Genomic DNA, 26,135 nt, shown 5'->3' on the forward strand with positions numbered 1-26,135 from the left:
AAGTGGTGGGCGCGGCAGGAGTCGAACCTGCGACCGCCTGGTTCGTAGCCAGGTACTCTATCCAGCTGAGCTACGCGCCCACGATATGAAAACTTATTTATCCAGCCTTAACATAAGCTGCTCTTTATTTTAACAATCCTACCAATAAAGGAAAGAGTATTAGAATCTTTGCATAAAAAAACCTAGCAGAAGCTAGGTTTTCATATCTACCTAAGTAGAAAAGTGGTGGGCGCGGCAGGAGTCGAACCTGCGACCGCCTGGTTCGTAGCCAGGTACTCTATCCAGCTGAGCTACGCGCCCACGTTATGAAATTTATTTATCCAGCCTTAACATAAGCTGCCTTCATTATTTTAGCACTTGAAGAAAGTGGTGGGCGCGGCAGGAGTCGAACCTGCGACCGCCTGGTTCGTAGCCAGGTACTCTATCCAGCTGAGCTACGCGCCCTCATGAACTATTTTTTATATCTTAGTCTAAAGATAGCGAACTTGCGTTCTACACAACCATTATTCTTCATAAGAAGGAAATGGCGGAGAGCGAGAGATTCGAACTCTCGAACGGATTTAAAGCCGTTACTCCCTTAGCAGGGGAGCGCCTTCGGCCACTCGGCCAGCTCTCCATTTTCTTTTACTTCTTTATTATTGAGTACTAATGTGCATTAAAATACACATTAGATAAGAACCCTCTATCCGGCTACAAACCAGATACTCCCTTATCAGGTGAGCGTCTTAGGCCAATTGGCCACCTCTCCAATGGGTGCGAATAATAAGGGATTCTAAAAATAAGTCAAACATTTTTTAGTATTAATTTAGTATTAATCGCTGTTTGCTGACAATTCCGTCAAATATGTTATTTATTAATCATTTTCTATTCGAAAGGCATAAAAAAACACCGCCTTAGCGGTGTTTTTTAACTGTTATATAAGCTTTTATATAGAGGATAATTGTCCAAATGAGCTAATAATCTTCAGAATCTAAAGCTATTTATTAGACTTTGTTGCCTGAAACTTCAGTATCACCTTTTTCGGCTTGAATACGCATGTAAATTTCTTCACGATGTACTGAGATTTCTTTTGGCGCATTAACACCTATTCTTACCTGATTTCCCTTAACGCCTAAAACAGTTACGGTGACTTCATCACCGATCATTAATGTTTCACCTACGCGTCGTGTTAATATAAGCATATTTTCTTCCTTATCCTTTAAAGTGTGATCACTAAATAAATATATATAAGCTAGTAATATATTAGAATTAGTTACTTTTTAATCCATTCACTATAACTAATAGTCAATTTTCTATAAAAAGTCATTATTCACTAAAACATCATATCCGATGATTGTTTCAGCGAAGCTTCGATAATAACCAACAAACTGTGTTATTGGTATATCAATAGTTCATATATTAGCAATATTTCTACATCCTTGAATAGTTTTATAGGCTAAATTAACCACCAATCCGGCGATAATTTGTAATGTTTTAGCCATTTTATGTAAACCGGAACAAACTTATTACATTTCATTTATTAGTTAACAGTTTAGTAACATAAAACCAAAACAAAAAAGGAAGCGATTGCTTCCTTTTTATATCCTTGAAATCAATAATGTAGGTGCTATTGCCTACTTGTCATTTCAATTATGATAATTTTTCCGTTAACCATGCTGAAACACTTTCAAGTGCTGAGCTGATGTTTTCAGGTTGACTACCACCCGCTTGTGCCATATCAGGGCGTCCACCGCCTTTACCACCCACTTGCTGTGCGACCATATTAACTAGCTCACCAGCTTTAACACGGCCAACTAAGTCTTTGGTTACGCCAGCGATCAAGCCCACTTTCGGGCCATTAGCCGTTGCTAGCATGATAATGCCTGATTGCATTTTATTTTTAAGTTCATCAACCATGCCACGAAGTGCTTTGCTCTCCACACCACCTAGATCAGCAATTAAAACTTTAACGCCATTAATGTCTATAGCGTCATTAATTAAATCAGAGCCAGCTTGTGCAGCTAATTCCTGTTTAAGTTGCCCGATTTCCTTTTCAAGCTGCTTAGAGCGACTAACTAGCAGCTCGACTTTGTTACCAACATTAGCCACATCACTCTTAACCAGCGCGGCAATATTCGTTAAAGAAGCGCTCTGCTGATTAATATAATCAAGTGCACCTGTAGCGGTAACCGCTTCAATACGGCGAACACCTGCAGCGATGCCTGATTCAGAAACAATTTTTAATAAACCAATATCACCGGTTCTATTTACATGGACACCACCACAAAGCTCTATTGAGAAATCACCTAGGGTAACAACACGTACTTCATCATCATATTTTTCACCAAAGAGGGCCATAGCACCTTTTTCTTTAGCTTCTTCTATGTACATAGACTCAGTTTTCTTTGCGTGGTTACGACGAATTTCATCATTAACCATTTGCTCAACCGCATGTAACTCTTGTGCGGTAACGCCTTCAAAATGAGAGAAATCAAAACGTAATTTATCACTATCACATAATGAGCCTTTCTGAGTAACATGTTCACCCAATACTTTGCGTAATGCTGCATGTAATAAATGTGTTGCGGTATGGTTTTTAACGATAGCAGCTCTGCGCTCAACGTTGATTTCAGCTTTTACCCTACGGTTTAAGCCAATATCTGTCCGTGCCGTGCCTCTATGGGCAAAAGCATTACCTAATTTAATCGTATCTGTTACTTCAAACACATCACCGTCTAGGTGTAATAAACCACTATCACCTGCTTGCCCACCTGATTCAGCATAAAACGGCGTATGATCTAAAATAACAATGCCCTGCTCACCAGCATTTAATTGCTGAATCGGCTCTTGATCTTGGCTATTAAATAACTCAACCACAGTCGCTGAATATGAGTCATTGTCGTAGCCTTTAAATGCTGTTTTGTGATCAGATTTAAGCTGTTGATTATAATCTGTACCAAAGTTACTCGCTTTTTGTGCGCGTTCACGTTGCTGTTTCATTGCGGCAGTAAAGCCGTTTTGATCAATTTTCAACTGACGTTCACGAGCAATATCAGCGGTTAAATCAGCTGGAAAACCATAAGTATCATATAACTTAAAGACGTCATCACCCTTGATGGTATCGCCAGATAAATTGGCTAACATATCTTCAAGAAGAATCATGCCGCGATCTAACGTACGACCAAATTGCTCTTCTTCTATACGTAATAGTTTTTCAATAATAGCTTGTTGCTGAACTAACTCAGGGTAGGCTTCACCCATTTGTCCAATTAACGAGGCAACAAGTTTATGGAAGAAATGTCCATCAGCTTCTAATTTATGACCATGACGGATAGCACGGCGAATAATACGACGTAATACATAACCACGACCTTCATTTGATGGCACAACACCATCAATAATCAAGAAGCTACATGAACGGATGTGATCGCTAATAACGCGTAAAGATTTATGTTCAAGATCACTACAATCAAGTAATTGTGCTGTATCTTTAATTAGCGCTTGAAAAATATCGATTTCATAGTTGCTATGCACATTTTGCATAATGGCAGAAATACGCTCTAAGCCCATTCCTGTATCGATTGATGGGTTAGGCAATGGCTCCATAGTCCCGTCATTTTGACGGTTATATTGCATAAATACTATGTTCCATATTTCAATAAAACGATCACCATCTTCATCTGGCGAACCTGGAGGGCCACCAAATATATCAGCTCCGTGATCATAAAATATTTCAGAACAAGGCCCACAAGGACCGGTATCGCCCATTGACCAGAAGTTATCCGATTCATATTTCTTATCCACTGATTTATCACCAATGCGGATTATTTTGTCTGCAGGTACACCAATTACATCTTTCCAATAAGCAAAGGCTTCTTCATCAGACTCATATACAGTAACAAGTAACTTTTCTTTTGGTAGCCCTAAGACACCCGTTAAAAACTCCCAAGCATAACCGATAGCCTCTTCTTTGAAGTAATCACCAAAACTGAAATTGCCTAGCATTTCGAAAAATGTATGATGACGTGCGGTATAACCAACATTTTCTAAATCGTTATGCTTACCACCGGCTCGCACACAACGTTGGGCCGAAGTTGCTCGGGTATAACTACGCTTTTCAGCACCTAAAAATACATCTTTAAATGGCACCATGCCCGCATTGGTAAACAATAAGGTGGCATCATTACCCGGTACTAATGAACTACTTTTAACTATTTGATGTTGTTTGGTGGCATAGAAATCTAAAAATGCCTGGCGGACTTCGGCGGTGCTTTTAATCATGGGATACTCAACAAATCGATTTAGGTCTATTTAAATTCTGGGTGTATACCCAAGCTACTTGAAGCTGCGTGTTTCAGGACACTTGAGCAGTTCATGTAGTTTGTGTATCTATTAACTTTGGCTCAAATTACATGCTGTAATATAATCTAATACTGCAAAAATTTCATTACTGGAATAACCGCGGTATTGTAAAAACGAATTTTTTTGGCTTGTTCTTGTTGCTCAACTATTTTATAAAGATGACTAGTAAAACTTTCATCAACAGAACAGCTATTGCCAAATACGCTTATTATACGCAAGCTGTGCTTGAAGATACCAATCAATTTCACAACTTTCACCCAATTCTTGGATAATTGTTGCGCTGACAGCTTTTCGTGCAAGTTCTATGGCAGGATAAAACTGACCATAGCCAGGTTTCGACTGCTGCTGACAACGGTTAGTCACAGAGCACGAGGCAATTAAATAGGTTTTGAGCGGAGTATCGATGTCAGGAGACAAAGGTATTTTATTCTGAAGTTGTCTAATTTTCAGTGAGCAATATTAAAGGGATAGCTGTAACTGATGACTTTCGCTAGGTGCATCAGCAAAACCAAGCGTCAAACCAACAAGGCGTACTCCCCGTTTATTCGCTCTTCCATAGGCTTTTGACAATAAGCTACTAAAAAGAATTTCCTGACAGTCATTGCTCTGGGTCTCAACAGTTGTCTGATTAAAATCAGCAAACTTTAACTTCACGCCTTGCCTAATAATTTCTCTATTACTGTGGGGTGCGAGTCGCTGTTGTAGTTTTTGGAATAAGGAGTCTATTACCCGCTGACACTCCTCTTGCGTTGATAGGTCTTTCATTAAGGTCGTTTCAATAGCGAGTGACTTTCGTTGCCGACTAACCTCTAGCGCTCGATTATCGACACCGTGAGACTTTAAGTACAAACTATTAGCAAATTTTCCGACGATATTTTGTAGGGTGCGAATATCACTTTGACGTATATCTGCACAGGTTGCATAACCATGCCTATTGAGTTTTTCAAAGGTTTTAGGACCAATACCAGGGATTTTCTTTAGTGAAAGTTGCTCGACAAAATTAGCCACTTTATCAGGCGTTATAACGCATTGGCCATTCGGCTTGTTTTCATCACTGGCAATTTTAGCGAGAAACTTATTCGGAGCAATACCTGCTGATGCCGTCAAGTTCAACTCGTTATAGATATCGGCTCTGATCTTTTCAGCAATCAGGGTGGCACTGCCCTGACACATAGTTGCATCAGTGACATCAAGAAAAGCCTCATCAAGGGATAACGGTTCGATAAGGTCGGTATAGCGAGAAAAAATTTCTCTGATATGTTTTGAAGTTTCTTTATATACATCCATTCGGCCATGGACGATTTTAAGGTTTGGGCAAAGCTGTTTAGCTTTAATAGCCGGCATGGCAGAACGAACACCAAATTGACGGGCTTGATAATTACACGTACTCAAGACACTGCGCGGACCATCACCACCAACCGCTAATGGCACATTTTGGTATTCTGGAAAGTCCCGCATCTCTACGGCTGCATAGAAACAATCCATATCCACATGAATTATTTTTCGCTGATTACCCATAATTACTCACCACTAACTTACTGTACATAAAAACAGTATACTATTTTTATGTCGCTTAGCAAGTGAGTTAATTGTTTAGTTTTTGGTTTTTGGTTTTTATTTTGGGGTGACTAAGTTGAAGCCCGCGCTATTTCAGCTCCGGCGAACCTAAGGCGGGTGCTAAGACATCAAACAAGGCATCAATATGATCATCACGATCATTTAATGCGGCAATATAATGGTACTGCTCTCCGCCCGCGTCCATGAATACTGCGCGGTTTTCATGTTCTAACTCTTCAAGCGTTTCCAAACAGTCACTACTAAACGCTGGGCTTAGAATGGCAATATGTTTATCGCCTTTTTCTGGCAGACTAGCTAAGATTTCATCCGTATAAGGTTGTAACCATTGCGCTTTACCAAAACGAGATTGGAAAGTGGTGATCATGTCAGCTTCTTGAAAGCTAATATCTGAATTGAAATCTGAGGCTAACAGGCGTTGTTTTAAAAGACTGGTAGTTTGTAGACAAAAATCATAATAAGGATCGCCCCACTGTCGAAACAATTCAGGCATGCCATGAAAAGACAATACCAGTTTATCTGGCTTACCGTGTACTTTTACATGTTCGATAATGGTGTTGGCCAATGCCTTTATATACAGTGAATTATGGTGGTAGCTATTCAAAAAATAAATGGATGGCACATATCGCCATTGCTGAAGTTCTCGACTTAAGGCATCAAAAGTCGAACCTGTTGTTGGCCCTGCGTACTGAGGGTACAAAGGTAATACCACAATTTTATCAACGCCTTGTTGCTGAAATTTTTGCAATACACTGGCGATAGAAGGTTTGCCATAACGCATAGCGTAATCAACAATTACTTGATCACCGTATTGTGATTTGATTTTTGTTGCTAATTTATCTTTTTGTGCCGCTGTAATGGTAAGTAATGGTGCACCATTTTCTTGCCATATACTTCGATATAACTTGGCTGATTTCGCCGGTCTTATCCGTAAAATAATCCCATGTAAAATCAGCAGCCAAATTAAACGTGGAATTTCGACCACCCGTCTATCCGATAAAAACTCACGCAAATAACGACGTAAAGCACTAGGAGTAGGCTCATCAGGAGAGCCTAAATTAGTAAGCAGTACCGCCGTTGTTGAACTGTATTCATCGGCAGTACTGCTGTCGCTATTTTTTTGTGCACTAAAGCGAGATTTCATTTGGCCTTTTCTTCTTATTATTAAACTTTTTAGCTATTCACTTAACAGAGTGCTTTTACTCAACCAAGCTATTAACAACCAACTCAAGTACTTCAGTACGACTGACATCAACAGCAAGTGCTTCCGCTTTATAGTCTCCTGATTTAATACCCACGCCACCTTGCATTGAAACAATGGCGTAAACATTCACTTTATCAACGCTACCTAGGGTATGTTCACTGCTCATCGCTTGACTATTATTTAACACTATAATGGTTGGTAAATCACTGGCCTTCATTTTAACTGCGGCTAATGGCATCCGCTGGCCATTAGTCGGTATGGCATATATAAACACTACGCGATCTTCACCTTGTGCTAATTGCTTGGCAATATCGTCAGACAGACTAACACTCACTTTCAATTGTGGCCCAGCAATCTCTTTAGCATTATTCGCAGGATTAGCGGTTGAATTACTTACGGCGTTACCTGTTGAAATACCTGTTGGCTTACCTAGTCGGTTATTAGCTTCAGCTACTGCCTCTTCAAGGGCTTTAATATTAACGCCTTCATTTTTGGCATCAATCACACGTTGCCAATAAGAAATAGCTTGTTGGTAATTTTCATCAAGAAAGTTATGCATACCTAATAAGATATTGGTTGATGGATCGTTCACATCAAGCGCTAAGGCTTTATCAATATATTCTTGTACTTGGCCGCTGATTTGTTGCTCATTTTGGTAGTATAACGCTTGTGCAATAGCACCAAATAAATCAGCATGTTCGCCTTCAATACTAATAACCTGAGTGAATGCAGCAACCGCTTTATCAAAACCGCCAAGTGCAACATAACTTTGTCCTAAGTTATACCAAGCTTCGCTATCTTCAGGGTTTGCATCAATATGTTGTTGCAACTTTTCAATATGAGCGAGTGCTTGCTTTTCTCGTTGTTGTAGCATTTTATCTGCTGACATCGCCTGTTGTTGACCATGTCCTGTGGGTAACTCAGTGATGAGTTTATAACTACCCTGTTTGTTATAGAGCGCCACAGAAAAAATGATAATAAAAACACTTAAGCCTAGCGGCCAGAAAGGAGAATAGGCTTTACCCTTGTATACTGCCGTTTTATCAGCTGTTGCTGTACTTTCAATATCCTGCAATAAGGTATTATCAAGTTCCGCGAGTAAGTATTGATAGTTCTCTTCATCCATCCTATTTTCACGATAATCTTTTTCAATCTCTTGTTTGTGTTCATGGTACAAGCGAACATTGGTTTCATCACGCAAGTGACCATTAACACTGACTTTGTGTGTTTTCTGCTTAAAGAAAGGTCGCCATGTCATTAATAATAATAAAATTAAAAATATAAGGCCGATTACTAAAATTTCCATAATGTTATCTACTACTTCTTTTAAGGTGTCGAGTTGCTATTTATCATTTAAAAAATTATTAAGTTTATCTTGTTGTTCTTTAGATAAAACCAAGTCTTTTTGAGCGACTGGCTTTCTACGCACAATGACAATAACAACAATAAAACCTAACAAAATGAGTACTGCCGGACCAAACCATAATACGTAGGTCAACGATGACACTCTTGGTCGATATAAAACAAACTCGCCATAACGATCTACCATAAAGTTAACAATTTCAATATCAGCTTTACCTTGTTGCAACAGCTCATAGAGCTCTTTGCGTAAATCGGCAGCGATAGGTGAATTTGAATCCGCTAAATTTTGATTTTGACACTTAGGACAGCGCAACTCTTTAGTTAATGCTTGAAAGCGAATTTTAGTCACTTCATCTTGAAACTCATAAGTATCTACCGGACTTGCTTTTACTGCATTGATGCTAAAAGCTAAAGTAACGATGAATATAAATAGACTCAATAAACGCATGTTATTTACCCTGCTTCTTTTCTTCAATTAACTGAGCAATTAAAGGCTCAAATTCACGTCGCCATACTTTGGTATCGATAGCGCCAGCAAATCGTTTACGAATAATGCCGTGATGATCAATAACAAAGGTTTCCGGCGCACCGTAAACCCCTAAATCTAAACCTAAAGTACCTTCTTCATCAAAAATAGAAAATACGTAAGGATCTTTATAATTTTTAAGCCACTGCTGCGCTGCAGGCCGATCATCTTTGTAATTCAAGCCATAAAGCTTAACCTTAGGATCTTTAGCTATATCAACTAAATAAGGGTGCTCATACTTACAAGTAGGACACCATGTCGCCCAGACATTAACTAAGACAATATCACCCTTTAGATCTGCTTGAGTGACTACTTGCCCGTTATCCTTTAGCGTTTGCAGTGAGTATGCGGGCATCATCTTACCCACTAATGCTGATGGCATAGCTTGTGGGTTAAGTGATAAACCACGATATAACACCACACCTAAAGCAATGACTAACAGTAGAGGTAAAAAACGGATTAATTTACCCATGGTTATGCCTCCGAAACTTTTGCTGCATTAGGTGCAGAATCAGCCCCAGTATTAGTAAGAGCATCCGCCACCACAGCTGATTTAACCACAACTGCTTTTTTACGGCGATAGCGTTTATCAACTATTGAAAGAATGCCACCAAAGCCCATGAAAATTGCGCCTAACCAAACCCAACGAACAAATGGCTTATAGTGTACTCGAATTGCCCAAGCACCACCGGGTAATGGATCCCCTAGTGCAACATAAACATCACGGAACAACCCGGCATCAATACCGGCTTCTGTCATGCCCATCGTTTGTACACGGTATACGCGTCGCTCAGGTTTGAGTAAAGTAACAAATTCACTTTCGTTTTCGCCAGTCACTTTATAGATATTGATTTGTCCTTGCTCGGCACTATAGTTTGGCCCTTCGACATGTTCAATGCCTTTGAACTCAATTTCATAACCTGAAACAGTGACTCTTTCGTTTAGCGACATTTTTACATTGGTTTCACTTTCATACATGGAAACAAGCGTGACGCCAACAATAGTGATGGCAATACCTGCGTGAGCAGTTGCCATACCTAAATGACTAGTGGTTAATTTACCGGCTAATTGATATTGGTTTTTAACTTCTTTAACAACGACTAAGAAAACCCAAGTCGCTAAAGTTATCCCCATGGCAACCAAGGCATTGAATTCACCGCCGTAAACTACTGGGAACATTAAACCAAAGGCAATACTAAATACTGAGGGTTTTAACAGTTGCCTGCGTAACTCACCTTTTTTGGCTTTTTTCCAACGAATTAAAGGACCAACGCCCATGAAGATAAAGAGAATACTCATTATCGGGATAAAAACGGCATTAAAATAAGGAGGACCGACCGAGATTTTTCCATAACCTAAGGCATCAACCAATAATGGATACAGGGTACCAAGAAGTACCGTGACCGTAGCAATAACCAAAATCACATTACACAGTAGGAGCGCTGTTTCGCGGGAATAAAAGGCAAAACGAGAAAAGCTCGCCACCTTATTTGCTCGAAAGGCATACAAGGTTAACGATCCGCCCATTGCGATAGCCAACAGCACTAAAATAAAGATACCCCGTCCAGGGTCGGCAGCAAAAGAGTGCACAGAAGTAATCACCCCTGAGCGCACTAAGAATGTGCCTAATAAACTTAAACCAAAAGCAAATATTGCCAGTAAAATAGTCCAGTTTTTAAAGGTGCCACGTTTTTCTGTTACCGCTAAAGAGTGGATCAGTGCCGTGCCAACAAGCCAAGGCATAAAGGATGCATTTTCAACCGGATCCCAGAACCACCAGCCACCCCAGCCAAGTTCATAGTATGCCCACCAGCTACCAAGTGCGATACCTACTGTTAAGAACACCCAAGCACCAACCGTCCAAGGACGAGACCAACGTGCCCAAGCTGCATCCATCTTGCCAGCCATTAACGCAGCAACGGCGAAAGCAAAGGCCACGGCAAAACCAACGTAGCCAAAATATAATAATGGTGGATGGATAATTAAACCAACATCTTGTAATAACGGGTTTAAATCTCGACCTTCCATGGGCACATTTGGCCATAAACGTTCAAATGGATTAGACGTTAATAAGGTAAAAGCGATAAACCCTATGGCAATCATGCCCATAACGGCTAAAACACGAGAAATAAATTCTTCTTCAATACCCTTTGAGAACCGTGCAACCGCAGCAGTCCATGCAGTCAAGGAGAACACCCACAATAATAAGGAGCCTTCATGACCACCCCACACGGCGCTTATTTTAAAATAATAAGGTAAATGGGTATTTGAATGACTAGCAATATACTTAATAGAGAAATCATCGATGACAAAACTGTAAGCGAGAATAACAAGACTAATACCGGTAAAGAAAAACATCCCGTAAGTAAGCGGTTTAGCATAGGCCATCAGCTTTTTCAAAGAGCTCTGCTGTGCGCTATGAACGCCTATTAACGGGATCACGCTTAAGCAAATAGAAAATGCTAAAGCAATAATAAGGGCTAAGTGGCCAAGCTCTGGAATAAGCTCTGGCATTCTGGTTGCTACCAGGTCAGGTATCATCGGTTTCTCCGCTCTACTTCAAAAAACAATTAACCTACTTTTGTCGATTAACAAATTAGGCTAAAAATTATCGCGTCATACTAACATTTTATCGGTCAAAATATTAATGTAAATTAGGTCACCAAGTTGTTTCATAATGTTACAACTTTTAAGGCGATGCTAATCTCGGCTATGGTATTATATCAGCCAAAGTGATTATACCCATGATACCTCAAAATACGTATTTCAGGATATCTGAGCGATTCATGTTCAAGGCGCCTCTTTGTATTAAGGGTTGTTCCCTTAAAAAGAGAGGCAACGATGAACATGGTTTGCTCAGATATCCCCACAGGGCTGGTTTAGAAACGCTTTATGCTACGTTATTGATTTCGACAATAGAATAACTATTCTCTTAAATCAATACCTTACCTAAAGGCGTTTCTAATTCCAGCTGAATCCTGCATTTTGAAGTAACATGCGTATATACTATCCATATCAAGAATTACTCGACCAACATACGCTAGAATTCACTCTGCTAGCTTAATGCGATAAACTTCTACTAAATATTGATAAATAATAAGTGAACACATTGCCAACACTAACTTCAACATCTTTGCTCAGTGCGGTAAATTTAACCTGCATCCGAGAAGAGCGCTTATTATTCGACGAATTATCCATTGACATTCATGCCGGGGACATTGTGCAAGTTGAAGGGCCTAATGGCTCAGGAAAAACTAGCTTATTGCGTATTTTATCTGGCTTGTCTCAACCTTATGATGGTCAAGTTCAATATAAGGGGCAAGCTATACACCGCTGCAGAGAAGATTTTCATGAAAATTTATTATACTTCGGCCACTTAGCCGGAGTAAAAGGCGAACTGACCGCAGAAGAAAACCTTGATTTTAATTTAGCATTACATGGTAACAACAGCCAAGATAGCTTAGTTTACTTAGCTAAAGTAAACCTTTCAGGCTTTGAAGACAGTTTGGCGTCACATTTAAGTGCCGGTCAGCATAGACGTATTGCCTTAGCGCGCTTATATCAAAGTAACGCACCTATTTGGATTTTAGATGAGCCTTTTACCGCCATTGACAAACAAGGTGTCGCTAGCTTGGAAAAATTGTTCGCTTTGCATGCACAGCGAGGCGGGTGTGTTATTTTAACCACCCACCAAGATTTAATAACTATTAAGGCCAAGCAAATCAAAAAAATCACCTTAGATTACAGCTTTGATAGTGCTTAATATGTATTTCGCTGAGAGAGTTGAAATAGTTTAGAGAAAGTAACCTAATGACCTTAAAAGCCCAGTCAGCCCAAGAGACTGAAGAAGTAGCCGCAATGAACGATAGTAATAAGCTTGTACATTCAAAGTTAGACAATTCAACGTTAGAGAATTCGGCCTTAGACACTTATTCCCTAGAAAGTAAGACACAGCCAACACTGCAACTTTCTTATCGTCATGCCTTTATGTTGGTATTAAAGCGCGATCTGCTCATTGCCATGCGCCATAAAGATGACATCATTAATCCGCTATTATTTTTTGTCATCGTCATCACCCTTTTCCCTTTAGGCATAGGACCAGAAGCGCAAACATTAAGCCGTATTGCACCTGGAATTATTTGGGTAGCCGCTTTATTAGCGACGCTATTATCGTTAGACCGCCTATTTAAATCCGATCATCTCGATGGCTCCCTTGAACAAATGCTGTTGAGTCCTCACCCAATATTTTTATTAGTATTGGCTAAAATATTTGCACATTGGTTAATAACGGGCTTGCCACTTATTTTGATAGCACCACTGTTAGCGGTATTGCTTCATCTCGATGAAAACAGTTACACCGCGTTAATATTGACGCTGTTATTAGGTACGCCAGTACTTAGCTTACTTGGTGCGGTTGGCGTAGCACTCACTGTTGGTATCAAAAAAGGTGGTGTATTACTGAGCTTGTTAGTACTACCACTATATATTCCAGTCTTAATTTTTGCCACCAGCGCGATAGACACTGCCGCTCTTGGCTTACCTTACAGCGGCCAACTTGCTATAATCGCCGCCTTATTCTTTGGATCTTTAACGCTCGCCCCCTTTGCAGTTGGTGCGGCCCTAAAAGTGAGTACCAATTAACATGATAGGCGGCACGTGGAAATGGTAACGCTCAATATAGACACAATAAACACGAAAGAGCACTGTTACTTTGCCATGAAAAACAACACAGTAATCCTGCCTTATTAACCGACAAAAAATAGTGAGAATAAATTAATGTGGAAATGGTTACACCCGTACGCAAACCCTGAGGTTGCTTATCACTTCACCAATAAAGTATTACCTTGGTTAAGCGCTCTGGCAGCAATATTTTTAAGTATTGGCCTAGTTTGGGCCTTAGTATTTGCTCCGGCTGATTATCAGCAAGGGCATAGCTTTCGTATATTCTATGTGCATGTGCCTGCCGCCTCTTTATCCATGGGAATTTATTTTGCCATGGCTATCGCCGCCTTTAGTAGTTTAGTTTGGCAATTAAAACTTGCTGATGCCTCAGCTGCCGCAATGGCTCCCGTTGGCGCGGCGTTTACAGCTATCGCATTAATTACCGGTGCGGCTTGGGGTAAACCTATGTGGGGCACATGGTGGATTTGGGATGCACGTTTAACCTCAGAGCTGATTTTGTTATTTTTGTATTTAGGGGTCATTGCCTTACACAATGCTTTTGAAGACAAAAATTTAGCGGGTAAAGCTGCCGGCATATTAACCTTAGTTGGTGTTGTTAATATTCCAATTATTAAATACTCGGTTGATTGGTGGAATACCCTTCATCAGGGCTCTACGGTTAGTAAATTGGGTAAGCCATCTATGTCTCTTGATATGTTGTGGCCATTTATCTTTTCTTTTATCGGCTTTTCATTATTAGTTGGCGTCATTATTTGCCTTCGTTTTCGTAATGAAATTTTAGCGCGCAATAGCATTCGTCCTTGGGTGCGCAACTTAGTACAAGAACATACAACTAAATAAGAATGGCAACGTAGTAGGAGAGCACTCAATGCAATTTAATAGTTTTAGCGATTTTATCGATATGGGCGGTTATGGCTTTTATGTCTGGCTATCTTTTGGTGCCACCGCTGTAATACTGACCCTTTTATTGATCAGCTCTAAGGCCGGTCATCAACAAATCATTAACCAAATAGCTAAGCGCAAACAGCGTGAAGACAAGCTTAGACAAGCGCGAGCATTACGTAAGCAACAGAATGAACAACAAAGCGATCAACAAAATAAAGCATTAAATGAGGTTACTGAATAATGAATCCACGCCGTAAAAAACGTCTCGCCGTTGTTGCCTCTGTACTGATTGGCATCGGGGCAGTCGCCGGACTTGTGTTATATGCCTTAAGTCAAAATATTGATTTATTTTTCACTCCATCAGAGATCACCCAAGGTAAAAAAGAGACCGGCTTAAAGCCAAGTATCGGCCAACGTATCCGTATTGGTGGTTTAGTGGTTCCTGGATCAGTAAGCCGTGATCCTGATAGCCTAAAGGTTTCCTTTAAGCTTAGTGATATGACCATGCCTATTGTATTCAAAGACAGCGACATTATGATTACGGTATATTATGACGGAATTTTGCCTGACTTATTCCGTGAAGGACAGGGTATCGTTGCGAACGGTAGACTGGCAGAACATGCACCGACAGGTTTAAGCATTGAAGCCAGTGAAGTATTGGCTAAACATGATGAGAATTATATGCCAGCTGAGTTAGCTGAAGCTGCAGGTAAAAAACATGAAAAAACCACTTACAGTGATAAGCAATTAGAAAGTAAAAAATCTACTGGTTATTAATTAATAAATTGGACACAAAAAAGGTGACATTAAGTCACCTTTTTTTATTTGTCTTTGGGCGGTTTTAGCGACTTAGTCATAAACTTGTTAGGCTATGTCCAGCACTCATCAACGAGTTTATCACCCACGGTATTAATAAAATTAATTTCGCCTTCACACAGTGCAACGATAGTTTTTCCACGTTTAAAATCTTGTGGAATAATCATATCGCCATAGGCATTTAGTTTAAATGTCTGCGTTTTTGTGTACATGGCTATGTCATTATCGCAACAGTAAATAACAGTCACCTTCCTTGCCGTTTCACTCATATTTAAATCCTTTTAAAGTTCATTACTGCTCTCTGCTTAAACTGACGCTTAGCTTTATTTCTAATAAAACGTAAAGTGGTCAGCGCTTAAGCAGTGCGCCTATAATATTATGCTTGGACATGTCGGTCAACAGCGAAAACAAGCAGACAGCCATGTTTTAAACATTAATAATTCATATCATAGCTCGTTCTTTTATATCAACTAAAGCAATGAATATTAGGCATAAAAAAACCTCAAGTCATCCTAGTTAAAACAGGACTTCATTGAGGCTTCTATTGTCTGTGTTTAAAATGCCATGTGATTACATTACATAATACTATGAGTAAACTATTTCCAAGTCTTCATCTTACAGCCTTTGACCGCGTAGAATAAAATGAATAAGTAACAAGGCAACATCACAATGTAACCACTTTGAAGGTCAACCGCTTGTCCGCTGTTACCACTGGTTATACTCCAAAATAATGGACCAAAAGCGCCGCCTGAAATACCCATCACTAATAGTGCCGAGCCAACACTGGTTAATTTACCCATGCCTGAGAGTGCTAGTGGGAAAATTGCCGGCCAAACAATTGCATTAGCAAGGCCTAAGAAAGCGATTAAAATTAAAGTGTCTGGTAACTGTGCGCCGCCTAAAATAAACGATAACGAGTCAGCAATTGCAAAAGAGTTGTTATCACCAAAGAGAATAGCAAAACTTAAAATCAAACCTAAAACCGCTGATACCATTAATGCTTTTTGTTGTGAAATGAAACGTGGGATAAGGGCAATACCAAGGATATAACCAATTACCATACAACCCATGGTATATGAAGTCATCACACTATAGTTTTCAACACCAAGGGCTAGCGCAAACGCGCCAATAGTATCGCCAGCAATAACTTCTACCGCGACATACAAAAACAGTGCTACTACACCCAAGGCTAAGTTAGGGTGAGATAGTGCTTCTTTTAATTGACCTTTATGTGAGTCTGCACCTTCCTCTTCTTCGCTAGCGAGCTCAGGTAAAGGTGATTTTTTAACAGCAAAACCTAAAATACCCATAAACAACGCCATACCAAGGTAAGGTAAAATTAATTTATCAGACATGGCATCAATTTGCGTTTGACTTAACTCTGTACCAACCGTATCGCTAAAGCCACTGAGAATTAATGCGGTGAAAACGATTGGCGCAACCACGCCTGCACCTTTATTCAAGATACCCATCACTGAAATACGTGCTGCAGCAGACTCTTCTGGCCCGATACGTACCACATAAGGGTTAACTGCAGTTTGCAATAATGTTTGACCTGCCCCCATCACTAACTGAGCAAATAAGAATAATGCGAATATTTGTGTTTTAGCTGCAGGAATAAAAAGTAGACCGGCTAGCATCATTGTTGCCATACCCAAAGCCATGCCGTTTTTATAGCCTACTTTACGGATAATAGCGGCTGAAGGTAAGGCCGTGAAGGTTACGGCAATATAAAACGAGAATAAAATGAGCGAGGCCTGAAAGGGGGTTAATTGCAATATTTGCTGCAAGTAAGGCATTAATGAGCCATTTAACCAGGTCGCAAAACCTAGAATAAAAAATAGTCCGGCGACAATGATCATCGGCACCGCATTACTCTGTTTTTTCTCTTGTTTTTCTTGCGTGAGTGACATTTCCATAATTTCCTCGTTAACTTGCGTTATTGTTATAATTATTGCGTAAATTGAATAGGTAACTAAATTAGGTATTAAATCTTTAACCCTGAAATCCAAGTCTCTTTAACTGATAAATCATCATTTAGCACCACCATATCGGCTTGCATCCCTGGCTTTAATTCACCACGAATAACGGCTTGGTTTTGATATAAGTATTGTGCCGGATATAAACTCGCCATGCGCACGGCTTCCCCTAGCTCAATACCTAAATTTTTATGAGTATTCCTCACCGCGCTAGCCATATCTAGCGAAGAGCCGGCTAACTCGCCTGTAGTTGAAGTCAGCTTGCCATTATTAACATAAACAGTGCGATCGTATAAAGCGAACTCGGTTTGTGTGGTGCCAACTGGCGGCATGGCATCGGTGACTAAGAATATTTTGCCTTGTGGTTTAGCTTGTATCGCTAATTTACAACTGGCGTAATCAACATGGAAACCATCGACAATTAAACCACAGCTAGTGTTGTTATTTAATAGCGCCGCACCAACAACCCCCGGTTCACGCCCTTGCAGTGGCGACATCGCATTAAATAGATGGGTAAAACCACTAGCACCAGCATCGATAGCTTGTTGAGCGGTTTGATAATCTGCATTGGTGTGCCCTAGACAAACTTTAATACCCAAATTAACCAGTCGCTTGATATCTTCAGCACTGACAGTCTCGGGCGCTAGTGTAACAATGACTTGCCCAATATCTTGACGTGAAAGTACTTGCCACTCAACCGCTGAAATAGGACGGATATAATCAGCACAATGTGTGCCTTTTTTCTCAACAGATAAATGCGGACCTTCAAAATGAATACCGATAATGCCTGGGACTGCCTCATCAATGGCTTGGGCAATAGCATCTGCCGCTTGCTGCATCACTTCAACAGTATCAGTGATAAGCGTTGGCATCATGGCGGTAGTGCCAAATTTAGCATGAGTAGACATAATGATTTTCAGGTTCTCAACCGAAGGTGAGTCATTAAATAATACCCCACCGCCGCCATTCACTTGCAAGTCTATATAACCAGGAACCACTAATCCTTTTGCCACCACATCAAATTTACTGGTATCTTGGTCAATAGCAGTGATGGTACCGTCCACAATCGTCAACACCTGCTCACCGAGAAAAGCTTGTCCGTCAAAAAATCTTGGTGCATAAAAGCGCATTTGTGTCATGAATTGTCCTAGATTATCAAGTTCAATGGGATAAATTTATTATATCGCCATTATGCTGGTTTCTGTACAGACTCTTTGGCTTTTTGCTGCCTAGCGAAAAGCACAGCACCCACTTCAGGCGAATATAAAGGCTCAGTAAGATTCGTTTTAATATCATTAGCTAACCAAGACTTTAATCTCGGCGTTAAGCCGCCGAGCATAGATATACGTGGTGGTTTTTTTGCAGCTAAAGTGCGGCCAATACTATTGATATATTCCGCGCCTTCAGCAACTATTGCTAAAGCAACTTTATCACCTACCTCGGCAGCATCGAAGACTAAATTGGCTTGCTGGGCATAGAAGGTGGCTTTTTGACTGGCGACGGCTTCGACTAAATCAGTATCGTCTTTACAATTTAATTTTTTCAGCAGCACATCGGTCATCAAGCTTGGTTCGACTACGCCATCAAAGGATAATAGCACCTGCTTGACACCTTGCAGACCAAACCAAGCACCACTGCCTTTATCACCATGTGGAAAACCATGGGCACCGACAATAGTGTGCTCTTCGTTAACACAAACAAAACCACATGACCCCGTACCACTGATAATAACAGCGCCGTCGCCACCATTATGGGCACCTAAACAAGCAATTAATAAATCAGTAGCCAAATGCATGGTTTTAAAAGGGTGCGACCAAGCGTTCATTTGCTCAAACAATACCGGTAAATTAACACCCGCCAAGCCAACGCCAGCGATTAATTCGTTCAGTTCGATATGGGCTAAACCTGCATCGGTTAACGCTAATTTAGCCGACTCGGTAATAGAGTTGGTCGCTTGTTCAAAGCCGTGTAATGGGTTACCGGGACCTGAAATGCCTGTACCAAGTATTTCATTATCTTTGTTCATAATAATGGCTTTACATTTACTGCCACCACCATCAATACCTAAAAATAACTCATTGTTTTTATCACTACTTGTCAGCATACCGATCCTATGTGAACTGTTCATATAATAATTTTCGATTTTTCATCTTAGCCACAAATGACAGCGTTGTCATTTGTTTTTTGAGATAAAAATACATATCTTGAAATATGTGTGACTAACTGTAACCTAACTAACTGATATTATGTAATAAACATCAGTTAGTTTATTTTAGCCTTATTAATTTACTTTGGTAATTCGACTGGCTCGTAAGCCCTTTGTACTACGACTTCTGACTTTCACTTTGCCAGACACAGTAACGGGCTGTTGGTAGGTTAGCCACTCGCCCTCGTTGACTTGATATTCAATCGTTAAACCTGGGAAGGCGATATTGGCATGTAATTTACCGGCTTTAACAACAGCACCAACGGTAGGTAAGCGATAAGCGATATCGCCTAGTTCAAGTTTAGTAAATTCTTTTTGTCCTAAGGTATTGGCAAATAAAGACCACTGTTTATCACGCTTAGCCTGCATTTTCTTGGTGAAGGTATTACTTTTCTGAGAGTACTTTACGCCTTGGTAGTTATAAGGAACAGCCCAATCAGCATGATGCCAAGCACGTTCAGCCAACGCTAATAGACGAGGGAAAATTTTATGTTCAACCATATCGTCATTGCGAACATTTTCACTCCACAATTGACCTTGAATGCCTAAGAATCTCCGTCCTTTGGCTAAAGGCGTCTTAGTATCATCGGCAACATAACTATTATCTTGTGTGTCTAGCCAAAACTCAGCGTGAACAGGTAAGTTATCGGGCATAAACTGGAACACTTTTTCAGTGTTAATATGACGTGATGCCCAGTAATAACCATGCTCTTTCGGGTCAGCTTCGTGTGGAAAATCAAAATATAAAACATCTGGGCTAGAGATAACGATTTGCCAATTACGGTTTGCTAACTGATGCACTTTATCGTGACCGCCCCAAAAGAGTGTATCCCACGCATTAGCTTGTACAATAGCGGGCATTTTATCGACGCTAGTATGCTCTAGACCATCACTCCAACCTGCTGTTTCGATATCTAATTTAGATAATATTCCAGCAACACGTTCAATAAAGTAAGCACCAAGTTCACTCATTTGCGTAATGCCTTGGTCATTATTAGCAATAAAATCTATACACGCGGGTGAATCTAACCAAGCACCTGCGGTTTCATCAGCGCCAATATGATAACGGGTAAGTGGTTGTCCGGCACTTTCATGAATCTTCTTAACTTGAGTCATCACTTCAACGATGAAATCATAAGATGAGTCTAAACAAGCGTTAATGGTGTTATCGCCATAGAACTGTACTGATGAATACTGCGTTTTATCGTCAAAGTCTTCCAGTAAAAACTGTTTGGCTTTGTCTTCATTTTCTAAAGCATGATATTTTTTATAACGGGCCGTCATCGCTTTTATCGATGAGCGTGAATGACCTGGCATATCGAGTGACGGTATCACCTGAATATGACGAGCACTTGCTGCTTTTAAAATTTCTTGATAATCAGCAACGCTGTAATAGCCATTTACTGGTGAGTTTTCATCAACACCAGCGCCGAGTTGTGGCATTAAACACTTTTGCTCACTGACATCGAAACAACGCTTCGCGCCAACTTCGGTCAGTTCAGGTAAGCTGGGGATTTCTAAGCGCCAGCCTTCATCATCACCTAAATGTAAATGTAATTTATTAAGTTTATAAGCGGCCATTTGATCAAGTAATGATAAAATAAAGACTTTAGAATGAAAGTTACGGGCAACGTCAACTAGCATGCCACGAAAAGCATAATGTGGTTCATCATCAATGCTTAACACTGGTAAACGTGACTCACCGACAGTGATTAAGCTAGCTAAGGATTGCAAACCATTAAAGACGCCATTGCCATCAACACCGACAATATTAATGGCTTTCTCAGTGACGGTAAGTTTATAACTCCCAATAACTTTATTATCGTTGCTAGCAATACTGAGGCGCAGCGGTAAACCACTGACATTTGTCTTCACACCCAAAGTAGCTAAACGCGTCAGCGCTGCATCAACATCGCCGTGTTTGACATTACCTAAAGAGACAGAGAAACCTTGACTGATATCGACAAAGCTCTTATTAGGGTCAATGTTGACCGATTTAGGCGTGGGCACGATTGCTTGTACTACCGCCATTTTATCTTCAACTAGCACTGAGTTACGCTGATAGAGCATTTCACTACTTAACCATTGGGTTTTATCATCGACAGTACGCTTAAACTGTTTGATTGGATCAGTAAACTCGGCGACAAAAGGTAATAACTCTAAACCGGTATCTTTATCAATAATCGGTTTAGTGCTCTCGATGACACGTGCATTCAAACCTGGGCTACTAACAATGTAGTTTGGCATCGGGTCTGACTCAGCCAGTGACCAAAACATCGCGCGGAACAATAGCGTTTTTTGCTCTCCGGCACTAAAACCTGAAAAGTTATCTTGTAAACTTATCTGATGTAAATCACCGTTTAAATGTTTTACGCTAAAGTCATCACTTTCAAAAGATTGAATTGGCGCAATTTGACTGAAATGAATAGTCCAATCTTTGGCTGCTATCGCTTGCTTGGCGGTAAAGGTTAATTCCACTTCAAAACAAGCGCCATCAGCAATTTTACTGTCACATTTATCTGTTGGTATATTCGTTACCACACGATAGTTAACATCTAACTGCTGAGCAATTTTATCGATATCATTTTGGGTGACAGAGTAAATTGCCTGTAGGTTAATTCTTTCCCCGGTATCAACTGCCGGTTTTGGCGCTTTGTCACAACCAAGTAAAGATAAGCTAGCGATAATAGTTAGCGCTAACATTTTTTTATTCATCTTGTTAATGTGCATTTAAAAGGACCCTTTTAAGCTTTAAATGATAAAACTGCGTTGCTTTAGATATTAAGATTGGCTTCACTATCCTTAATTTTGACAGCGCTGTCAAAATTAAATACATAATCGTACTTTCTTATTACAATAAAATACAAGTTTACCGATGCCCTTTATAAATAGATGGTCTCATGCAGCCAACTCGCGAAGACAATTATCAATAGCTATGCTTAGGCTAGCTAAGAAAAATGTTGTTCTTAGCTAAGAGTAGCGAGCCTTGCCTTTTTATTTTCTCCATTTACATCTATAAGCCATCGCTATTACTTACCTTTGACAGCGCTGTCAAAGGTAAGTATATTAATTTAAAGTAGCGGTGATAAATTGTGAACAGCTGACTGCATAATATAACGAAATAACTTACATTAAGCCTAAAGATGAAAGATTTAAAATTAAACCCTGAATTAACAATAAAAGAAGTGGCCATTCCTCACACCAATTTGAAAGTTTATATTATTGATAATTTTCTTTTGAGTGCTCAGAGTTCGGTGAACTTTGCCAAAAACATAGCTTATTTTAATCCCATGCATGCCGATAACTCCTATTACCCGGGAGTGCGTGACAACATGCCAGAGCCTTATATAAGATTACTGCAAACATTCTTTCAAAACGAAATCATGCCTAAGTTAGCTGGCCAGCAAAACAATACCATCAAGGTTCATAAAAGCTTGATGTCTTTAGTCACTTGCCCGCCTTCACAATTACTTACTGAGCAAAAAATGCCTCATGTAGATAGTTGTAAAAATAATGAGTACGCTTTTATTCATTATCTTTCAGGTGCTGAGCTTGGCGGCACTAGCATTTATCGTTACCTGCCAAAAGATATCATTCAATTGCATGAGTCTGACGAAGTGATCCTTGATGAGATGCTCAGCGCTGTCAGGGCAGAAAAAAGTGAACATAGCGGTTACATTACTCAATCAACGAGTCTTTTTGAGCAGGTATTAAGCATTGATGCAAAATTCAATCGCCTAGTCATCTACCAGGGTAACTTGTTACATGGCGCCAATTTAGTGTCTAAAGCAAGTTATAGCGGTGACCTAGAAAATGGCCGTTTATCTATCACTTCATTTGCCAGTTTATTAACCCATGGATGAGCACCTAACAAAGCATAAATGACCAATATTCAACATTAACAACCTTTAAATAATAACTATAATACTGACCCGGAGTCTTCATTACATGCCAAATATTATCCCTTTAAATCACCAGCTGCATGCGGCATTAAAAATTCAAGACAATAGAGATTTTACTCGCTTTAAAGATCAACACCTCATCCCTGTTGTTGTGCAGGACTTTATTCCATTGGCTGCAGAGTTCCCCATTGCTTTTGTTAAAAATACTGAAACGGGGCAATTTACTGCCGTGGCTATGATGGGACTTAAGCCCGGTATAAACTTGTATTGCCAAACAGCAAACTGGCCTGCTGAAGTGATCCCTAGCAGCTTCTTTAATTACCCATTCTCTCTGGTCAAACAAAGTGAAGATGATGATAACTGCTTTGTCTGTATCGATACTGATAGCTCTATGATTAATAAAGATTCGGGACAAACCTTATTCGATGATAAGGGTGAACAAACAGATTACCTTAAAGCAAGAACGGAGCACTTACTTGATGTAGCAGCAAGACATGAGCAAACCAGTGATATCATGCAATATTTTGCTAATAAAAAGTTATTAACATTGAAGTCACTTAATATTAATTTGGCTGGTGATGAGAAATTAGCCCTTAGCGGACTTTATGTAATTGATGAGAAGAAGCTAGAAACATTACCAGATGATGAGTTTAATGAATTACGCAGCAAAGGTTTATTACCAATCATCTATGCTCACTTGTCCTCTATGCACCAAATAGCAAGACTTGCTAAGCTACAAATTAACTTTAGCAAAAGCTCAGTAGAAGCTTAAACTGATACATGGCTGTATAGCATAAAACCTAACTATACAGCCCCACCTGTTAGAGTGCCTGTAAACCAAATTTGTTAATTTTCTCTAGTAATGCCCTATGTTCAGGTAAGTTGTTCATTAAGCTAGCGGTGATATCTTTCAGCGCGGCAATGCGCGCTTTCGAATCACTTAGCTCACCACTAGTCAATTTCGTTTTATATTTCATGCCATATAAGACAAATAGAAAGTTCTCCAAATAAAACACTTCAAATTGACTAAAAAAATCATCACTGATCGGCGTGAAGTTCTCCCACAAAGCTAATTTATCCTTTAGCTCTGTGGACATGGTGCTAGGATCTCTATTTTCACGCCAAAAAGATGAGTCATCTCGGTCTGATAAACAGTAATGCAACTTGATAAAATCAACAACTCTTGCCCAAGCATGACCCATGGCATGATTAAAGCGCTTCTCAAGTACCAAGAGCTCTTCTTTCTCACTAGGGAAGCGTTGCGCAAGAAAGTTGGCAGCAAAATCTGTTAGCAAGATAGAGGTAGCTTCTAATGGCTCTAAAAAACCTTGAGCTAACCCCAAGGCGACACAGTTTTTGTGCCAAAACTTTTCACGATAACCTATTTTCATCGGCAGTTTTTTGTAAACCAACTCAGGGTTATGTCCGCCTAAGTAATAATCTAGCTTAACTTGTGCTTCTTCATCACTCATATGATTACTTGAGTAGACAAAACCAACACCGCGTCTATTGGGTAAGGCTATGTCCCAAATCCAGCCTGCTTGGTGTGCCGTAGCGATAGTGTACGGCGGTATATCTGAGTCTTTATCGGTTGGCACCTGCACCACAAGAGCGGTGTTAACTAACAACTGATCTGAAACATCAATAAAAGGCACTTTCATCGCCTTAGAGATAAGTAAGGATTCAAAGCCTGAGCAGTCAATATAAAAGTCAAAAGCTAAATCACCATCATTCTTAGTGGTTAATGAAGCTATAGAGCCGTCATCACTAAGGTTTACATCACTAACATGCGTTAATAGGTGTGTAACACCAAATTTAGTTTGCGCATTATCGGCCAGTAGCTTGGCAAACTTCGCAGCATTTAAGTGATATGCATAAGCAAGATCCCCTTGATATTCAGGGCTAGTTATTTGCTTTGGCGCTCTACCCTCTTCGCACACTTTAAATTGAGCTGATATTTGCTCAGCAAAAGCTTTGCCATTATTTTCAGTTAACCAATGTGCTGTTAAATTTTCACTATCATCGCGGTTAGGTACATCAAATAAGTGATGAAAAAAATTGTCTTTACCATGTTTATCTTTATCTAACCAATTAACAAATTTAATCGACTGTTTAAAAGTGACATCACACTGGCGAATAAAGTCTGTTTCACTAATACCAAAGCTTGCTAAGGTTTTTTTTATATCAGGAACTGTACCTTCGCCAACACCTATAGGGGCAATGTCAGGTGACTCAATTAAGGTAATAGCTATATCAGATCTTTTATAAAGCGCTTTACCAAGGTGATTTGCTGCTAACCAGCCAGCCGTGCCACCACCTACAATTGCAATTTTCTTGATAGTCATAAAACCTCAATAATATTTTATTTAAAAATAATATAACCTCAACTCTGGATAATGAATGTTAATTTTTATAAGTACTTATTTATTATCAACCACATAGCATAAACACCTATGTTATAAGTTTATTTATTCGTCTCAATATTGATAGTTTTGGTGATAACAAGGCGGTATTACGTAGCCAATAACTGGTTATTGGTAGGAATACCAACGCTGATATCGCCTAAAATAGCTTTTTGAGTAACTTTGCTTATCCAGAGTTGAGGTTAATATAAATTATGAATTAGCTATAGTACGTAAAAAGCCCAGCAAATGCT

The 26,135-nt window shown here is 39.8% G+C and carries 22 protein-coding genes and 4 tRNA genes; 7 read left to right on the plus strand and 19 right to left on the minus strand.

Going from position 1 to position 26,135, the window contains the following annotated elements:
* Positions 1-3 precede the first annotated feature (3 nt).
* The 13 genes from F580_RS0103620 to F580_RS23910 all read right to left on the minus strand — a co-directional run bounded on the left by F580_RS0103620 (position 4) and on the right by F580_RS23910 (position 11,522).
* A tRNA-Arg gene (locus F580_RS0103620) sits at positions 4-80 on the minus strand.
* 143 nt (positions 81-223) lie between these two features.
* A tRNA-Arg gene (locus tag F580_RS0103625) sits at positions 224-300 on the minus strand.
* A gap of 67 nt (positions 301-367) precedes the next feature.
* A tRNA-Arg gene (locus F580_RS0103630) sits at positions 368-444 on the minus strand.
* A gap of 80 nt (positions 445-524) precedes the next feature.
* Positions 525-616: transfer RNA gene (locus F580_RS0103635), tRNA-Ser, on the minus strand.
* A gap of 367 nt (positions 617-983) precedes the next feature.
* On the minus strand, positions 984-1,181 hold the full coding sequence (csrA, locus tag F580_RS0103640; protein WP_019026328.1) for a carbon storage regulator CsrA: 198 nt from the start codon (positions 1,179-1,181) through the stop codon (positions 984-986).
* A gap of 448 nt (positions 1,182-1,629) precedes the next feature.
* A complete protein-coding gene (gene alaS / locus F580_RS0103645; protein WP_019026329.1) occupies positions 1,630-4,260 on the minus strand; it encodes an alanine--tRNA ligase in 2,631 nt (876 codons plus the stop codon).
* Positions 4,261-4,530: 270 nt separating this feature from the next.
* The gene (locus tag F580_RS26270) at positions 4,531-4,758 is read right to left on the minus strand and encodes a regulatory protein RecX (protein WP_157442990.1); all 228 of its coding nucleotides are present in this window, start codon (positions 4,756-4,758) and stop codon (positions 4,531-4,533) included.
* 42 nt (positions 4,759-4,800) lie between these two features.
* Entirely contained in the window at positions 4,801-5,859 is a 1,059-nt protein-coding gene (gene dinB, locus F580_RS0103655) for a DNA polymerase IV (RefSeq protein ID WP_019026331.1), read from the minus strand.
* Positions 5,860-5,986: 127 nt separating this feature from the next.
* Positions 5,987-7,060 (minus strand): ferrochelatase, encoded by a 1,074-nt coding sequence (gene hemH, locus F580_RS0103660; protein ID WP_019026332.1) that lies wholly within the window; start codon positions 7,058-7,060, stop codon positions 5,987-5,989.
* 55 nt (positions 7,061-7,115) lie between these two features.
* The gene (gene ccmI, locus F580_RS0103665) at positions 7,116-8,426 is read right to left on the minus strand and encodes a c-type cytochrome biogenesis protein CcmI (RefSeq protein WP_019026333.1); all 1,311 of its coding nucleotides are present in this window, start codon (positions 8,424-8,426) and stop codon (positions 7,116-7,118) included.
* 36 nt (positions 8,427-8,462) lie between these two features.
* Positions 8,463-8,930 (minus strand): cytochrome c-type biogenesis protein, encoded by a 468-nt coding sequence (locus F580_RS0103670; RefSeq protein ID WP_019026334.1) that lies wholly within the window; start codon positions 8,928-8,930, stop codon positions 8,463-8,465.
* Position 8,931: 1 nt separating this feature from the next.
* The gene (locus F580_RS0103675) at positions 8,932-9,480 is read right to left on the minus strand and encodes a DsbE family thiol:disulfide interchange protein (RefSeq protein WP_019026335.1); all 549 of its coding nucleotides are present in this window, start codon (positions 9,478-9,480) and stop codon (positions 8,932-8,934) included.
* A gap of 2 nt (positions 9,481-9,482) precedes the next feature.
* A complete protein-coding gene (locus F580_RS23910) occupies positions 9,483-11,522 on the minus strand; it encodes a heme lyase CcmF/NrfE family subunit (protein WP_040356885.1) in 2,040 nt (679 codons plus the stop codon).
* A 595-nt stretch (positions 11,523-12,117) separates the two neighbouring features.
* On the opposite strand from F580_RS23910, the gene ccmA reads away from it, so the two are divergent.
* The 5 genes from ccmA to ccmE all read left to right on the plus strand — a co-directional run bounded on the left by ccmA (position 12,118) and on the right by ccmE (position 15,353).
* Positions 12,118-12,771 (plus strand): cytochrome c biogenesis heme-transporting ATPase CcmA, encoded by a 654-nt coding sequence (gene ccmA, locus F580_RS0103685; protein WP_019026337.1) that lies wholly within the window; start codon positions 12,118-12,120, stop codon positions 12,769-12,771.
* A gap of 224 nt (positions 12,772-12,995) precedes the next feature.
* A complete protein-coding gene (gene ccmB, locus F580_RS0103690; RefSeq protein WP_026301227.1) occupies positions 12,996-13,649 on the plus strand; it encodes a heme exporter protein CcmB in 654 nt (217 codons plus the stop codon).
* A 135-nt stretch (positions 13,650-13,784) separates the two neighbouring features.
* Entirely contained in the window at positions 13,785-14,531 is a 747-nt protein-coding gene (locus F580_RS0103695; protein ID WP_019026339.1) for a heme ABC transporter permease, read from the plus strand.
* A gap of 28 nt (positions 14,532-14,559) precedes the next feature.
* Complete coding sequence (ccmD, locus tag F580_RS0103700) at positions 14,560-14,817, plus strand: heme exporter protein CcmD (RefSeq protein ID WP_019026340.1); 258 nt, start codon at positions 14,560-14,562, stop codon at positions 14,815-14,817.
* Entirely contained in the window at positions 14,817-15,353 is a 537-nt protein-coding gene (ccmE, locus tag F580_RS0103705) for a cytochrome c maturation protein CcmE (RefSeq protein ID WP_019026341.1), read from the plus strand. The genes ccmD and ccmE overlap by 1 nt, the downstream gene beginning before the upstream one ends.
* A 92-nt stretch (positions 15,354-15,445) precedes the next feature.
* Here ccmE and F580_RS0103710 read toward each other — a convergent pair whose 3' ends face one another.
* The 5 genes from F580_RS0103710 to F580_RS0103730 form a co-directional block, all read right to left on the minus strand.
* Positions 15,446-15,661 carry a TIGR02922 family protein gene (locus F580_RS0103710; RefSeq protein ID WP_019026342.1) on the minus strand — a complete coding sequence of 72 codons (216 nt, stop codon included), beginning with the start codon at positions 15,659-15,661 and terminating at the stop codon, positions 15,446-15,448.
* A gap of 327 nt (positions 15,662-15,988) precedes the next feature.
* On the minus strand, positions 15,989-17,311 hold the full coding sequence (nagP, locus tag F580_RS0103715; RefSeq protein ID WP_019026343.1) for an N-acetylglucosamine MFS transporter NagP: 1,323 nt from the start codon (positions 17,309-17,311) through the stop codon (positions 15,989-15,991).
* Between the two features lie 68 nt (positions 17,312-17,379).
* Positions 17,380-18,510, minus strand: coding sequence for an N-acetylglucosamine-6-phosphate deacetylase (gene nagA / locus F580_RS0103720; RefSeq protein ID WP_019026344.1), 1,131 nt, complete (start codon positions 18,508-18,510; stop codon positions 17,380-17,382).
* 50 nt (positions 18,511-18,560) lie between these two features.
* Positions 18,561-19,475: an N-acetylglucosamine kinase gene (gene nagK, locus F580_RS0103725; protein WP_019026345.1), complete on the minus strand. Its 915-nt coding sequence runs from the start codon at positions 19,473-19,475 to the stop codon at positions 18,561-18,563.
* Positions 19,476-19,652: 177 nt separating this feature from the next.
* Positions 19,653-22,292 (minus strand): family 20 glycosylhydrolase, encoded by a 2,640-nt coding sequence (locus tag F580_RS0103730; RefSeq protein WP_026301228.1) that lies wholly within the window; start codon positions 22,290-22,292, stop codon positions 19,653-19,655.
* 428 nt (positions 22,293-22,720) lie between these two features.
* On the opposite strand from F580_RS0103730, the gene F580_RS0103735 reads away from it, so the two are divergent.
* Complete coding sequence (locus tag F580_RS0103735) at positions 22,721-23,440, plus strand: DUF6445 family protein (protein ID WP_019026347.1); 720 nt, start codon at positions 22,721-22,723, stop codon at positions 23,438-23,440.
* Positions 23,441-23,525: 85 nt separating this feature from the next.
* Positions 23,526-24,251, plus strand: a complete 726-nt coding sequence (locus F580_RS0103740; RefSeq protein ID WP_019026348.1) for a SapC family protein — start codon at positions 23,526-23,528, stop codon at positions 24,249-24,251.
* Between the two features lie 49 nt (positions 24,252-24,300).
* Here F580_RS0103740 and F580_RS0103745 read toward each other — a convergent pair whose 3' ends face one another.
* Positions 24,301-25,824 carry a tryptophan halogenase family protein gene (locus F580_RS0103745; RefSeq protein WP_019026349.1) on the minus strand — a complete coding sequence of 508 codons (1,524 nt, stop codon included), beginning with the start codon at positions 25,822-25,824 and terminating at the stop codon, positions 24,301-24,303.
* Between the last annotated feature and the right edge of the window lie 311 nt (positions 25,825-26,135).

Source organism: Colwellia piezophila ATCC BAA-637 (assembly GCF_000378625.1).
Taxonomy (GTDB): domain Bacteria; phylum Pseudomonadota; class Gammaproteobacteria; order Enterobacterales; family Alteromonadaceae; genus Colwellia; species Colwellia piezophila.